Genomic DNA, 14,679 nt, shown 5'->3' on the forward strand with positions numbered 1-14,679 from the left:
CACCTGCGCCGCGCCCGAAGTCTTTTCTCATCCAGACTATACTGTCGGTCCCGGAATTTCGCCGGGTCAGCTCCCTCAGGAGGTTGCGGACTGTCACCGCCGGTCAGGACTCTGAAAGGATTTCCCTTTCTCACCTTGCCTCAAAGACTAAATATATTAATGTAAATATATTATGTATTTTTTACATATATATCATACTACGATGGAATGAAAAAAACAAGTAAGACGACGGCAAAAGCAAAGCCCGCCCGGTGAAACGGCCTTGTCCAGACGCCGACGACCTATTCGCCGCGCTGCGCTCCATAGTGCTCCTGCAGATATGCTTCGCTAAATTCGATGAACCGTTCCAGCAGCGGCGACAAGAACTGGTTCTTTTTCCAGACCATGTAGCTTCCGTTTTCGATGAACGGCTTCATAGGGCGCATGCACAAGCCCGGCAAGACCGTGTCGAAGTCCAGCCCCAAGGCCAGGCCGACGCCGTTGTCCGTCAGGACCATCTTGTTGTATGCCGACAGATTCATGTACACGGCCAGGCGCACGTCGGACTGCCATCGCCCCAGCCAGGCTTCGACCTGATTTTTTACGGACAAGCGGGCCGGCATGATGAGGCGCTGCCCGGCCAGATCCTGCGGCTCGACGGCCTCCTTCGCCGCCATGGGATGATCCTGCCGCATCAGCACGGTCCAGCGGTCCTTGAGAGGCATGCGCAGGTAGCTGTACTTGCTCACGTCTACGGGCTCAATGAGTAGTCCGAAATCGAGGGTTCCCTGCTCGATGCGCTCCTTCACGTCGTCGGCAATGCCCGTATACAAGGTAAACTGCACCTCTCCATAGGCCTGCTGAAAGGCCGCCATGACCTTGGCCATAGGCTCCAGATTCTTCGTCTCGCCGCAGCCGATGGCGATTTCGCCGGAAATGACCTCGTCCTGCCGCGACACTTCCTTCGCCGTCTTTTCGGCCAGGTCGACGAGCTCCTGGGCCCGGCGGCGCAGTATCATGCCCTCCTCAGTCAGTATGATGCTGTGCTTGCTGCGCTTGAACAGGGACACGCCGAACTCTTCCTCCATCTGCATGAGCTGGCGCGACAAGGTAGGCTGCGTGATGTGCAGCATCTTGGCCGCCTTCGTAATATTCTCTTCTCTGGCAACGACTAAAAAATACTTCAGCACGCGCAGTTCCATGTCCTATTCCCCTTTCAGCAGACGTTTCTCGAACGTTAAAGGCCATTCTTAAAATATATGTAATCGTATCATTTTTCCCCATAAAATTCAATCGTAGAGCAGCTCAAGGAAAAAGGGCCCTTTCCCCGATGGGAAAAAGCCCTCTCTCGTTTATTTATTGATGATCTTGCCGATATTTTTCAATTCGATGGAAATGGTGCCGTCGGGATTGTTGATAAACTGGATGTAATCCGTGTTTTCGATGTATTCCGACGGGAAGATGATTTCAATGCCCGTATCGGTCTTGATCTTGTGGCTGCGGCCGGCCCGTTCGGCAAAAGCCTTGGCGATGGGCACGTCAGCAGGCAGCTTGGCCTCCTCCAGCTGGGCGGCAAATTCATTCCGCATGGCCTGCGAACCGGCGAACACCTCGGCCCCCAGATCCTGCGGCGAAAAGGCTTCGGCCGTCTCGGCGTTTTCGACAAGGTAATTCTTGGCCTTCGATAAGACCTCCACCGTATTTCCGCCGTGGTCCTCAGCCACCTTAGCGGCAATCTTGCTGACCAGCTTGACGGCGTCCCTGGCCGAAATGACCGACGTGCACTGCAGGAGCCGTTCCGGCAGGATATAGACGTCTTCCCCGTCCATCTGCCGCTTCTTGTCGACGAAGCGGATGGAGAAATCGCCGCAGTGTATGAGAGCGTAGGCCTCTATCTTCTGGGACGCGCCGGGCAGGATGGCGTAATGCTTGATGAGCTTGTTGTACACTGCCCCGTCGTCGTCCAATATCTGATGAGTATAGGCCGTCTTGTTGTCCAGCAGGAGTACGCCGATGCAGCGCACGTCGGCGTCGTCATTGAAATCGACGACGAGGACGTCCAGCGACGCCGGCCCGTCGCAGTGCAACAAGATGTCGTAGAGCTGCCGCGCCGTCTGGGACGCGAACTCGTCGAAGTCCATCTGGCCGCCGACGAGCTGCTGCAGCAGAGCCTGATAGGAGCTCGTCGCGTAAAATACGCCTGTCTGCTGGCCTGCATCCTGCAGGATGCGGCTCATGCGCTTGTCCACATATTCGTACACGACGTCGCTGCTGAAATCGAGGTCCTTCTGCGACAAGATGCACATGTTCGTATTGAAATCCAATATATGTAAAATCGCTTTTTGTATCATCATACGTATCTGTTGTTTCCTCCTGTTTATCCTTTATGCAGGGTAAAGACCGTCGCCTCGCGGGAGCAGAATACCCGGAAGGGCAGCCAATGGCCCGTGCCGCGGTTGACGTAGCCGTATGAGCCGCCCTGGCGGTACATGCCGCGCAGGTACTTGAAGCCAACGGATTCGACGACGGGCCCGATGAGGGCGAACTGGGCGCCGTGGGTGTGGCCGCACATCGTCAGGGGGATGCGCCGTTCAAAGCCTTCGTCGATGAAATCGGAATGATGCGCCAGCATGACGACGAAGGCCGATTCGGGCACGCCGTCCAAAGCATGAGCCACGTACTCCCGCCGCTGGGCCGTAAAGGCTTCGTCGCCGCGGGCAAAGCTGTAGTCTACGCCGGCAACGTAAAAGGGAGCGGCATCCTGGCCGGACCGTTCGGCCAAGCCCTCTCCCCGCCCGGCCGACGCCTCTACGGCGCTGTTGCGCAAAATGCGTACCGGTGTCGTTTCCAGCAAGGCCGTAATCGCCTCAAGGCCGCGGTAATACTCGTGATTGCCGTAGCAGTAATCTATGCCGTCGGGAAATTTCGCCGCCATCTCCCGCAGCACGTCGCCGCACTGCGGCAGGAGAGACAGCTCGTCGATGAGGTCGCCCGTAATTTCCACGCGGTTTACTCCCTCCGCCGCCAGCGCCTCCAAAGCCTCGCGGAGCCGCTCGGGACTGACGAACAGCCCCAGGTGGACGTCGGAAATCTGGCCGATTTTATAGCCGTCGAGGTAGTCCGGAAGGCCGGGATAGTGCAGGTCGTGACGGGTTACGGCCAGATAGCTCTCGCCGACGAAATTCCCCAGCACGCTCGTACCGGCTGCCGCTACGGGAATAGCCGCTGCTGCGCCGCGCAGGAAGGAACGCCGCGTAATCCCCCGTCCCTCCCCCTTTTCCGGCGGTACAGGCGGCATAGCCGTCACGCCGCGCCGTTTCTGCTTTCGCCGCCGCAGACGCCGCTCGATAAAGACGGCGGCAGAGGCGACGACTAAGACGGGAAAAGCCAGGAAAAACAGGAAAAACCAGCTGATAGCCCCCAGGGAGCCGTACATGAGGAGCATCCCCTCGGCAGTCCCTTGTACAGCAGGAAACACCCTCCCGTAGTAAGACAGGCCTGCGCCGGCGATAACTGTCGCCGCCGCCACGAAGACGACCAGAGCCAGCCAGCGGCTGCGGCGGTAGATGTAGTTCCACAGTACGGCGGAGCACACGCAGATGCACGACATGATGATCATGAAGTTGATAAAAAAGGGTCCCTTCATCTCGCCATAGCAGTGATTTTACCGTGAGGCCCCGCCCAGGGGACCGACGTCACGTCGCGCCTCGGCAGCCACTGCCAATCCTCCTTTTCCATAAGCTCCCCGCCAATCCGGCGGCCTTCGTAAATAGTCATCTGCCATATTTTATGGGAAAAGACGTGCTTCAGCGTCCCTATGGGCTCATCGTCGACGGCAATCGTCACGCCGACGCCTTCCGTCAGCTGCCGCACGCCGTCCAAACCATCCGTCCCGTTGGGAAATTCCCACATCGACGCCAGCAAGCCCTGCGGCGGCCGGCGGTGGATGAGCCAGCGTCCATTGTCCTCTACGACGACGACCGTTACCGGCTCTGTCGGCACCTTTTTCTTTACGATGCGCACGGGCAGCTCCTGCTCCCGGCCGGCCCGCTTCGCCATGCATATATCGGCCAAGGGGCATTCGCCGCAGCGGGGATGCTTGGGAATGCAGATCATGGCCCCGAAATCCATCAGCGCTTCGTTGAACGCCCCGGCCCGGCCTTGGGGAATCTGAGCCTGCACCAAGGCCGTGATTTCTTTTTTCACCGGCCCCGACAAGATGTTGCCGTCTATATTATATAGTCGGGCGAAGACCCGCAGGACGTTGCCGTCTACGGCGGCCTCGGCCTCGCCGTAGGCGATGCTCAGGATCGCCCCGGCCGTGTAGTCTCCGACGCCCTTCAAGGCCAGTATATCCTTCTTATTCTTCGGCACCTTTCCGCCGTACGACGCCGCGACCTCGCGCACGGCCTCGTGGAGATTGCGGGCCCGCGAGTAGTACCCCAACCCCTGCCATTGGCGCAGCACGTCGTCCTGCGAGGCCGCCGCCAGCGTGGGAATATCGGGAAAGCGGTCCATCCAGCTGTCGTAATAGGGCCGCACCGCTTCGACCTTCGTCTGCTGCAGCATGATTTCCGACACCCATACCTTATACGGGTCCCGCGGCACGTCGCGCCGCCACGGCAGGTCCCGCCCGTAGGCGTCGAACCATTGCAGCAGCACCGGCGACCACAAGGCCCCGTCCTTCATATCGTTATCCTTCATATATCTACCATCCTTTCGCAGCTTCCCCGTCGCCGGAAAAGCTGTATCTATAATTATATCGCATCATGTTTAAAAAAGGCAGTCCGTATGCTACAATATATAATGAATAAAAAAGGAGCATACACTATGGAACAGAATCCATTGCACCATATTCTTGAATACAATTTAGACATAGGGAAAACGAAGCCCGATACGGTCCACCGCGACGAATCGTACTGCCCCTTCTGCGACGTAGCCCATTTGAAGAACATCATGGATACCAGAGGCCATATGATTTGGCTGGAAAACGCCTACCCCGTCCTGAAGGACTCCTGGCAGACCCTGATTATCGAAACGGACGACTGCAACGGCGACTTTTCCACCTACGACGCCGCCTACGCCGTCGACCTCATCCGCTTCGGACTGGAAAAATGGTGTCAGGTCAAGGCCATGGAACGCTTCCGCCGCGGCTCCGTCGTATTCTACCGCAACCACGGCTACATGTCGGGCGGGACGATTCACCATCCCCACTCGCAAATCGTCGGCTTCGAGCACTACGACTACCACGACGACATTCAGTCCTGCCACTTCTCCGGCACGCCCATCCTCTGTGAAGAAGGCATAGAAGTCAACCTGTCCCTGCGGCCCATCATCGGATTTTATGAAATCAACCTCATCCTCTCCGACGAGGAAAAGCTTCCCCAGTTCGTACGCTATATGCAACGCACGGCGGACTATTTCATGTTCAAATTCATCCGCAGCAACGACAGCTACAACATCTTCTTCTACGACTTCCCCGGCGACGACAAGCTGTACGTCAAGATCATGCCCCGCTTCCTGACCAACCCCCTGTTCGTCGGATACATGATTCCCCAAATATCCAATCCAGGCCATCGGGCCCAGTTCATCGAAGCGATGAAAGGGCAGTTCGCCCAGCCTTAACTCACCAATCCCCTATAGAAAGGAAAGATACATGCGTTTATTTGCAATCGGAGACTTACACTTATCAGGCCATCCGCCTAAAAAGCCAATGGAAATATTCGGCCCCCGCTGGAAAGACCACTGGAGCCGTATCCAGGAAGACTGGAACAGCCGCGTCACCGACGACGACACCGTACTCATCGCCGGCGACACGTCGTGGGCCATGCACCTCAAGGACGCCCAAGAAGACCTGGACGAAATCCGAGCCTTGCCGGGCCGGAAGCTCATCATCCGCGGCAACCACGACTTCTGGTGGGAAAGCGCCGGCAAGCTCAACCGCATGGACGCCGAGAACAACATGCAGTACCTCTACGGCACGACAGTCACCCTCGACGAAGGGCGCATCGCCGTCTGCGGCACCCACGGCTGGGTCTGCCCCGGCGACATCCACTACAAGGAAGAACGGGACGCCAAGCCCTACCGCCGCGAGCTCCTGCGCGTCGAGCGCACCCTGCAGGAAGCGGAAAAGCTAGGCTGCAAGCACACCATCCTGCTCCTCCACTACCCGCCGGTCTGCGACCTGACCAAGCCCAGCGGCTTTACGGAGCTCCTGGAAAAATACAAGGTACCCCTGTGCATCTTCGGCCATCTCCACGGCATGCAGCCCAATACGATGTTCCCCCGCCGCTACAACGGCACCCTGCTCCACCTTGTATCGGCAGACTATCGGGACTGCAAGCTCCTGGAAATCACCTTTGACGAGGAGGAAGGAATATGAGCCAAATCGCCCAAAAACACCTCCTGGCCGGCATCATCTTCGGCGACGCCGAAACAGGAGAGTACATCTACCTGCCCGGCGGCGAAGTCGGCGCAGACAATCCCCTTTGCGTCTTCGAACACGACGGCACAAAGGAAGACGTCACTCTGGAAGAAGCAGGCTATCTCGTCGACCACCTGACCCTAAAATCATGCGCCCATCCCACCTTGGGAAGGCGGTCGTTTTAATACAAAAAATATAAACCCAGCGTCATGAAGCGCATACACCTTTCATGACGCTGGGTTTTCGTATGTTACAAAACTTTCTTCCACAGCTGTCGGCATCGCTGCTGACAACAACGCCTGTGTCAAGTCAATTTCGCCTTCAGCAGCTCGACATCGGCTATAGACAAGCCCGTTGCCGCGGTAATGTGAGACACATCTATACCCAGCCGCAGCATATTGACAGCAATAGAAACTTTTTCTTCACGTCGCCCTTTCTGTTCCCCTTCACGTCTTCCTTTTTGCTCTCCCTCACGTCTTCCCTTCTGCTCTCCTTCTCGTCGGGCCTCGGCCATGTCGCTGCGATAATCCCGCAGGGCTTTCTCCCGCTGTGCGTACTGCCGCCGCATGATTTCGTCTTCTGTAAAAGCCATTTCGGCGTTGACGACTTCCTTCATAACCGGGTCGCTCATGGCTAATTCCTCCGTTTCTTCGGCGCTGCAATTGGAAAAATAGGCCGTCCATTTTCCTAAGCAGCATTTTTTGAAAAACAGACGCCCGCAGCGCGAGCGCCTGTTTTACTAAATGCATATATTACCTCTTAAAAAATCCCTTAACCATTAATGCAATAAAACCTAATCCACTTAATCCTGCAAACGTAATATTTCCTAGGTACAAACTATACAATACGATTAAAAGAACAGCTATACATATCACAAATGCCATCCATTAACCACGTTTATCTCTATCTATGTTCCCTTGTATTTCTAATATTTCTCGCTGACGAATATGCTTAGAGTTTTCCTCAAATTCCCGCAATATAATTTCTGGTGCTTGCGTATAAATCAGCTTGTATTGTTCTAACATTGCTGGCGGAGGAATCGGCCCTTGATACGATTCTTGATGAACAACAGAAACTCCAGATGGATGTTCTGTTGTTTTTCCATTCACTGTCTCTTCTGGAATGGAATGATTTGAAATGGGGTGCTTATGAATTTCCGTTTCTTTTTTGCTCAATCTTTCCTCCTGCCTCTCCTATGACATTCCATAATATTTGTCCGGTCTTATGCCAACTGTCATTGGTAATAGACTGTGCATCTTCATGCATCCCTTTTGAATAATCCGTTTGCGGAAAAAGAGAAAATGTCGAGAGGCCGCACATGATCATAGCAAATAATGCTTTCATTTTCATATTGAATGTTTTTGCCATATGGCTACCTCCTGTTTCATATGATAGGGTCATAAATTCCCTTATTTTATGCCCCTATATTTTATAATTGTATTATACAGCATTTTATCATATTTGCCAGTGCTAAAATAATATAACCAAACATATATCTACGTACTACAAACAAGACGCCCGCACTGCGAGCGTCTGTTTGTACTTCCATATGAAATTAGAGTTCCATGCCGCCGTCGGCGAAGTTGATTTCCGCTTTGCGTTCGCGGAAATCGCGATTGCGGTCGAATGGCGCGTCCTTATACAGGAAGGACCAGTTTTCGCCGCTTTGTTGTCCGTCTGGACGAGGAACGATTTCATACGAGATGGGCTGCAAGTCGTAGCCGAGCCAGTTCGGCGAGTCGTTGCCGAAAGCAATCTGCTTGGACCACAAGTATTCCCAATACGTGCCGACATCGACTGCCGGGACGTTGTCGTTGAAGATCAAGCGGCCGATCGCATTCCAATGAGCCTTAAAATCGTCCGGCGCCGTCAGGAAGCCGTCGTGAATGAGCTGGTCAACGTCGGGGACGATGTCCGAACCCGTGTAGGGGAAGCCCAATGCGCCCGCATTGGGATCATACGTGACCTTCGTCAAGAATACTTTCAGCAAGGGGTTGCCGTAGCCGTCGTAGTTCTTCCAGATGCCGCTTCCGTCCGTATCGAAGTCAAAGCCGTCGTATTCGCCGTGGTCTTTCCACGTATCGCTTCCGTCAACGCTGTATACGTGTTCATAACTAGAGCCAGAGCCGCTGCCGACAGAGCCGCTGCCGACAGAGCCGCTAACAGTCGTATAGGCATTTGTTACATAGCCCCGGCCGCTGTTCACACCTACGAGTGTGCCTACGTCGCTAGTGCCGGAAACGACGCTCGTATTGTAGGCGTTGCTCAAAGTGCCGCTGTTCGCGCCGACGAGGCCGCCGACTTGAGAACTGCCGTAACCGCCGGAAACGCTGCCGGCCTTACCGTTGGCGTCGAAGATCGTGCTGAATACTTGGTCGATCGTACCTGTATTCGTGCCGGCAATGCCGCCTACGGCCGTGCTGCCATTGCCGTTGACAACGCCCGTGTTATACGCTGCCGTGATCACGCCACCGTTTTCGCCGACGAGGCCGCCAATGTTCTCCCCAGGAGCCGCCGTAAATTCGTCGGCGTCGACGATGCCGTCGCCGTCCTTATCTGTCCACCTTCCGGCATTGACGACGCCGTTGTTGTAGACCTGATACGTATAGTAGCTGTCTGCTGCGTCGCGGCCGCCGCTGACGTTACCTCTGTTGATGCCGATGAGGCCGCCGACGTTCTGCGTGCCCATGACCTGGCCGGAAAGTTCGTTCGTCAAGCTGGAATGGATGATTTCGCCGTTGTTGACGCCGATCAGGCCGCCTGTACCGGCAGTAGCGCTGTCCTTAGAATCTGTGCCGGAAACGATGCCTGTATTGGAAATGTGGGCATATTCGATTTTTCCTGCATTGACGCCGAAGATGCCACCGGCTCCGCCGCCATGGGCGATGACGACGCCGGAGTTGGTAATGCCGACCATTTCTTCAGCCGTCCCCGTAATCGCCGCATCATTTAAGCCGGCTACGCCGCCGACGTAGGTGTTCCCTTCGACACGGCCTTCATTGCTGTTGCCCATGCCCGTAAGGTCGCCGTTTGCCGTATTCCAGCCGACAATACCGCCAACGTAATCAGCGTTTTCAGCAATGACGTCGCCGCGGTTCGTCGCGTTAGTAATCGTCCCTGTTACTGCTTCATTCTCAGGAGTACTAGGATCATTTACACGGCCGTTGATACCGGCAACACCGCCGAAAAACTGGGCATCGTTGTTTTTATCGGCTACATGAAGAGTAACGTCGTTTTTGACGTATTCGATAGTGCCGACATTTTCACCGGCCACGCCGCCGACGTAGTTTTGTCCCGTAATATCGCCGCGGTTGATCAGCGTTTCCTGGTTAGCAGCCGTAATCTTGCCGGCGTTCGTCCCGGCAATGCCGCCGACGAAATTTTCGCCCGTAATGGACGCGGAGCTGTCGTTGACGAGATTGGTCAAAACAGAATCTGCGCTGGCATTGCTGCCGACAAGGCCGCCAACGTAGTCGTGGCCATTAATTTCGCCGTTGTTTCGGCCGTTGGTCACGCTGCCACCGTTAGAGCCGACGAGGCCGCCGACGTAGTTGTTGCCGTCTACGCTCGTAGCATTGACGACATTTTCAACAGTATTCGCATCTCCATTTACGCCGATGATGCCGCCGACATCGTCCTGGCCGCTGACGATGCTTTCGTTGTAGCCGCTGTACATATTGCCTTTATTGATACCGATAATGCCGCCGACTTGGCTACTGTTAGCGCCATTGGTCACACCGAGACTGTCAACAAACTGCACATTTCCTGTATTACTGCCGACGACGCCACCCAAAGCAGTATCACTTAATTTCACACTACTCTGAACGGTTACGGCGCTGTCGCTGAAGCTGTTGGCAAGGCCACCCGTATTCGTACCGACGAGGCCGCCGGCGACAGCATCACTGCTGCCGGCAATAACGCTGCCCGTGCTTTCAACATCATAAATGCCATCGATCAGTTCATCGTCACCCTTTTCATTCGGCTTAAACGTACCGCTAGCATTTTCACCAACTATACCGCCTGCGTTACCATTAGATTTTACGGTATTGCCAAAGGTTACGACGTCTTCAATACGGCCTTCGTTGACGCCGGCAACGGCTCCGGCATTATTATTGCCAGTAAAGTTGCCGCTGTAAATATTGACGTCTTTCACCGTGCCGTATTCTCCAACTGTATCAAAAATGCCGGCGTTGCCAGATTCAACGTTCAAACCGATAATGCGGTTGCCGCGGCCGTCAAAAGTACCTGTAAAACCAGCACTTCCCGTGCCGATGGCTACGTAATCTTCTATGCCGCTAGCGTTGATGTCGCCCATAAGAGCGTAATTGTAGCCGAGGGCTTTATCATTATTTTTAACAGCGTCTTGGATTGCTTTCATCTGTTCGCCGTCGGCTACCCAGATATAAACAATATCTTGTACATGGTCTTTTGTCGTTACATTTAAGCCGTTAAATTCATTTGTTAATACATGACCGTCATAATCATATTTTCTGAAATCATATTGACCATTTTCGCTATCCCATAAATCAACGGTAATCTTTGCATTATCCGTATTACTGATGAGATTAAACTTATCGCCATCTCTACCTGAAAAACCGTGCAGAAAATCATGTACCGTCTGCGAATCGTCGACTTTGCCAACATTGGATATATCGACTACGATTTCATCGTTGGCTTTTGCATTCAAATCACCGCCTATTACCATGTCGCTGTCGATATATACATTGCCGTTTTCAGCATTGACAGTTAGATCGCCTGCCGTGTCGACGATGCCTTTTCCTTCGTTGCCGTAATAAATGTTGGCGTCACCGTTATTTGCTGTTATGGTGATATTGCCGTTTACACTTGATGTAACCTTATGAGCGTATCTGTCTTCAACGGCAACCATATCTTTGTCCTGCCTTTTAATATCGTCTGGCTTATCTGTACTTTGTATGTCCGAATGTTTATGGGCTTTATTTTCAATCCCCGCGATAGTCGTCGCATCGCCTTTTTGGGAAGACTGCAACGTTCCGTAAATATTAATATTATTACCACTAAGAGAAATATCTCCTAGATCCTGATTACCACTGTCCTGTTGGTTCCCTGTCGCGATGATATTGCCATAACCTTCAATGTCGCCGCCAGTCGTGCTAATATTGACAGACGAGCCGTAAATCTGCGAACTGCTACCGAATCGGATATCCGTGTTGCCGTTGATATTCAACGCTTTGTCCGTATAGATGATCCCGCCGAAAAATCCCGTTCCGCCAAGGTTAGCAAAATTATTAAGCGTAAGACCGCCATCATACACGGCCAGACCAGCATCGCCGCTCATCCCTAATTCCTGCCAGTCAAATTGTACATCGCCTTTTGCATTGACTATTGTCAACAACGGGTCATATGCCGTGCCATACTGAATAGAGGATATGTTATTTTCATCATTATTTGTATGTGTAGAGAAATACTTTTCCGTATTGGGAATAAACGCATTTAAAATCGGTGTTGTTCTACCCTCATAAATACGCCAGTCTCCATTACCATTTATACTATTGCCTTCTTGATTAGAAAAACTTAACGAATCATCTTGATATTTATATTCCTCCTGATTAGTCCTCTTATCATATTCAATCGCCTTATTGTAATCGTCCTTGTTCACATCGCTAAGGTCTTTAAAGCCGCTGCCATTTTCCGGTTTGATATAATAGGTATTTGTTTTAGTAACTTTGCTGGCATAATCATTCTTTCCAATAATGCTACCTATATTACCACTATCAACATATAAGTTCCCCATTGTATAAACATTTTCTATATTTAAATTGCCCTTACCCTGCTCATAAAAATCCCGTATATCACCTATTATACCTCCTAAAGAATTCTCTGTATTCCCTGCTTTAATACTCCTGATCGTGCCTAAATTATAAGCATTCCTCAGTTCAGTCCTCGTTCCAAGTTCCACAGCCCCGGCAATACCTCCGACTTGAGAAGTTGTACCAGTATTCGTACTTTTATCATAAACCGTAATATTACCTGTGTTAAATACGTTAGTAATACTGCCGTCAACCCACCAGCCGGCTATACCGCCGGTAGTAGTATAACCATTATAAATAGCTCCATTATTATACGCCTTTTCTATATTACCGGACAGCCGACCGACAACGCCGCCAACATGGCGACCGTACGTTTCAAAATCGGCTCGACCTATTTGACCTTTATTGTAAACGTCATATATCAGCGCACTAGCACCGGCACGTTCGGTTGCGTCACCGATAACACCACCCATATTGAGCGGGTCTATATTATTATTATCACCATCATTTGCAATTCGCGTAGATTCAATCGCCCCCAGATTATATGAACCTGCTACTTCACCGTTATACATCATGCCGACAACGCCGCCGATACCCGTAAAACCTTTTACGTCTCCCGTATTATATGAGTTGCTTACGGCTATGTTTTCTGTAATTAATACTTCCCTGCCTTCATCATCTGTTTTTTTTATATTACTTAAGTCATTCGTTTTGCTTCGGTCAATTTTGCCGACGATGCCGCCTACATTTGCTGCTTTACTACTGTCTTTTATATCTCTAAAGTCTTCTATATCGGCACTATGAACTGTACCTCTGTTTGCGGAACCTGTAATATGCGTCTTATCGCCGTACATATAACCGACTATACCGCCCATATTACCTATATTAAAGTTTTCTTTATTGCTATCCCCTCTGACTAATTCTTTTACTACATTACCTAATGCATCTCTAGCACTCGTAGCCAGGATATCGCCGCCGTTGTTTATTCCGTTCGTTACTGTATACGACGGCTCAGTAGTAGTATCACTGTTGCCGAAATAACCGGCAATACCGCCTACATTATGCGCACCGCGGATATTGGCTTCCTTATTCGTGGCATTGGTGATATTCGTATCTTCCGCCCTGCCGACTACGCCGCCGACGTTTCCTGCAATGTAATATGTGTCATTATTTATAGTGTTTTGAACTGTTGATATGTCTCCCTCGTTAAGTACGTCGTTAATAGTACCATTAAGGCTGTTGCCAACAATCCCCCCGACATTAGCAACTTGTACATTTTCCTGAGCCTCAATTGAATTTACTTCTTTATTCTGATTATCCTTTATTGTCGGATCATCAACCTGACCTTTATGATATTTATACGGTTCTATAGTAGAACCCGTAGCCGTTACGTTGCCTCTGTTTTCGGCATTTTGAACCGTGCTGTTTTCCATATTGCCGACGATGCCGCCGACGTTATAGGCACCCGTAACATCTAAGACGTTATAGACAATTTCTGTTTCCTTGGTTTTATCTTTCGATGTTTCATTGCCAATCGTGGATTTTTGCGCATAGCCTACTAAACCGCCGACGTTATAGCCGTCACCAGATACGTTGCCGAGGTTATAGCTGTTGCCCTGCAATGTACCATTATACATATTCCCGATAAGGCCGCCGACGTTGCTGACAGTACCGCCCTTGCCATCACTGCTACCGTTGCTTGTAATCGTCCCCGTATTGATCAAGTTTTCAAAAATTGCATCTGTTGTTACTGATTCCGAAACACCTGAATCACCAACATTATCTATTTCATCACCTGTATACCCGACGATGCCGCCGACGTCCATGTTCCCGGTTACGGCAGCGCTGTTCGTCGCATTACTGATATGGGTATTCCCGATAGCCGCGCCGACGACGCTGCCGACGAAACTGCCGCCGGTAATGGAGCCGCCGACTAAGGTAACATTGTTGATAGTCGCATCATGAGCAACGCCGAATAAACCGACATTCACTTTATCAGACTGATTAATGGTCAAGCCAAAAATATTGTAATCGATGCCGTCGAATTTCCCATAAAAACCGTATTTTCCATTTTCAACGCTGACTTTGCCATTGATATCTAATCCAATAGGCTTAAAGCCAGTTCCACTTGCCGTTCCCGTCGCGTCGATAGAGTTGCGCAGGGCGTAGTTACCGCCGAGGTTCGTATCGATAGCTTGGAGTTGGTCTACGTCTTCGACCCACATATAGCCGTTCGCTTTCGTAAAGCCTTTACCATTGACTATGGCAATAGCGTCAGTGTTGTTTTTGCCAGCATAGCTTCCATTTGTTTTATCATAAGCGTCGTAGCCTACGATTAATTTGCCGGTATCACCAGTATTTACAATAATCTTATCAGCCGTCAATTTGTCATGGCCGCTGGTGTCTTTCAGCCGTTCCGTATCGATGACAATACGGCCGTCGCCTTCAAAGGTGACATTATTCGCATTGATATTGCCAAGACTCATG

General features: G+C 51.7%; 11 protein-coding genes and 1 riboswitch. Of the genes, 3 read left to right on the plus strand and 8 right to left on the minus strand.

Translation table 11 applies throughout. From position 1 onward, the window contains the following. Window positions 1-15: 15 nt before the first annotated feature. Window positions 16-152, minus strand: a riboswitch (FMN riboswitch). 129 nt (window positions 153-281) lie between these two features. The 4 genes from B5F80_RS03665 to mutY all read right to left on the minus strand — a co-directional run bounded on the left by B5F80_RS03665 (window position 282) and on the right by mutY (window position 4,683). Beyond that, window positions 282-1,181 (minus strand): LysR family transcriptional regulator, encoded by a 900-nt coding sequence (locus tag B5F80_RS03665; protein ID WP_087477469.1) that lies wholly within the window; start codon window positions 1,179-1,181, stop codon window positions 282-284. 150 nt (window positions 1,182-1,331) lie between these two features. Further along, window positions 1,332-2,333 (minus strand): nucleoid-associated protein, encoded by a 1,002-nt coding sequence (locus B5F80_RS03670; RefSeq protein ID WP_087477470.1) that lies wholly within the window; start codon window positions 2,331-2,333, stop codon window positions 1,332-1,334. A gap of 23 nt (window positions 2,334-2,356) precedes the next feature. Further along, on the minus strand, window positions 2,357-3,625 hold the full coding sequence (locus tag B5F80_RS03675; RefSeq protein WP_087477471.1) for a metallophosphoesterase: 1,269 nt from the start codon (window positions 3,623-3,625) through the stop codon (window positions 2,357-2,359). Then, entirely contained in the window at window positions 3,622-4,683 is a 1,062-nt protein-coding gene (gene mutY, locus B5F80_RS03680; protein ID WP_233127913.1) for an A/G-specific adenine glycosylase, read from the minus strand. Before mutY ends, B5F80_RS03675 begins: the two co-directional genes overlap by 4 nt. 126 nt (window positions 4,684-4,809) lie before the next feature. Here mutY and B5F80_RS03685 point away from each other — a divergent pair, with 126 nt between their 5' ends. The 3 genes from B5F80_RS03685 to B5F80_RS03695 are packed head-to-tail and all read left to right on the plus strand — an operon-like array spanning window position 4,810 to window position 6,588. Then, on the plus strand, window positions 4,810-5,604 hold the full coding sequence (locus tag B5F80_RS03685) for a DUF4931 domain-containing protein (protein WP_087477472.1): 795 nt from the start codon (window positions 4,810-4,812) through the stop codon (window positions 5,602-5,604). Window positions 5,605-5,635: 31 nt separating this feature from the next. Continuing rightward, window positions 5,636-6,361 carry a metallophosphoesterase gene (locus B5F80_RS03690; protein ID WP_087477473.1) on the plus strand — a complete coding sequence of 242 codons (726 nt, stop codon included), beginning with the start codon at window positions 5,636-5,638 and terminating at the stop codon, window positions 6,359-6,361. Next, window positions 6,358-6,588, plus strand: coding sequence for a hypothetical protein (locus B5F80_RS03695; RefSeq protein ID WP_087477474.1), 231 nt, complete (start codon window positions 6,358-6,360; stop codon window positions 6,586-6,588). Before B5F80_RS03690 ends, B5F80_RS03695 begins: the two co-directional genes overlap by 4 nt. 119 nt (window positions 6,589-6,707) lie before the next feature. On the opposite strand, the gene B5F80_RS11335 is transcribed toward B5F80_RS03695, so the two are convergent. The 4 genes from B5F80_RS11335 to B5F80_RS03710 all read right to left on the minus strand — a co-directional run bounded on the left by B5F80_RS11335 (window position 6,708) and on the right by B5F80_RS03710 (window position 14,678). Further along, a complete protein-coding gene (locus tag B5F80_RS11335; protein ID WP_204246340.1) occupies window positions 6,708-7,115 on the minus strand; it encodes a PD-(D/E)XK nuclease family transposase in 408 nt (135 codons plus the stop codon). A gap of 175 nt (window positions 7,116-7,290) precedes the next feature. Continuing rightward, entirely contained in the window at window positions 7,291-7,578 is a 288-nt protein-coding gene (locus B5F80_RS11255; protein WP_158099952.1) for a hypothetical protein, read from the minus strand. Next, a complete protein-coding gene (locus B5F80_RS03705; RefSeq protein ID WP_087477476.1) occupies window positions 7,550-7,771 on the minus strand; it encodes a hypothetical protein in 222 nt (73 codons plus the stop codon). Before B5F80_RS03705 ends, B5F80_RS11255 begins: the two co-directional genes overlap by 29 nt. A 187-nt stretch (window positions 7,772-7,958) precedes the next feature. Next, window positions 7,959-14,678 (minus strand): hypothetical protein, encoded by a 6,720-nt coding sequence (locus B5F80_RS03710; protein ID WP_239386297.1) that lies wholly within the window; start codon window positions 14,676-14,678, stop codon window positions 7,959-7,961. Window position 14,679: the final 1 nt, after the last annotated feature.

This window comes from Megasphaera sp. An286 (assembly GCF_002163455.1).
In the GTDB taxonomy this organism is placed as follows: domain Bacteria; phylum Bacillota; class Negativicutes; order Veillonellales; family Megasphaeraceae; genus Megasphaera; species Megasphaera stantonii.

What these genes read in the sequence shown, in the direction of transcription:
- B5F80_RS03665 (WP_087477469.1), bottom strand. Translation starts at nt 1,181, where the DNA reads ATGGAACTGCGCGTGCTGAAGTATTTTTTAGTCGTTGCCAGAGAAGAG.
- B5F80_RS03695 (WP_087477474.1), top strand. Translation starts at nt 6,358, where the DNA reads ATGAGCCAAATCGCCCAAAAACACCTCCTGGCCGGCATCATCTTCGGC.
- mutY (WP_233127913.1), bottom strand. Translation starts at nt 4,683, where the DNA reads ATGAAGGATAACGATATGAAGGACGGGGCCTTGTGGTCGCCGGTGCTG.
- B5F80_RS03685 (WP_087477472.1), top strand. Translation starts at nt 4,810, where the DNA reads ATGGAACAGAATCCATTGCACCATATTCTTGAATACAATTTAGACATA.
- B5F80_RS03670 (WP_087477470.1), bottom strand. Translation starts at nt 2,333, where the DNA reads ATGATGATACAAAAAGCGATTTTACATATATTGGATTTCAATACGAAC.
- B5F80_RS03710 (WP_239386297.1), bottom strand. Translation starts at nt 14,678, where the DNA reads ATGAGTCTTGGCAATATCAATGCGAATAATGTCACCTTTGAAGGCGAC.
- B5F80_RS03690 (WP_087477473.1), top strand. Translation starts at nt 5,636, where the DNA reads ATGCGTTTATTTGCAATCGGAGACTTACACTTATCAGGCCATCCGCCT.
- B5F80_RS03705 (WP_087477476.1), bottom strand. Translation starts at nt 7,771, where the DNA reads ATGGCAAAAACATTCAATATGAAAATGAAAGCATTATTTGCTATGATC.
- B5F80_RS03675 (WP_087477471.1), bottom strand. Translation starts at nt 3,625, where the DNA reads ATGAAGGGACCCTTTTTTATCAACTTCATGATCATCATGTCGTGCATC.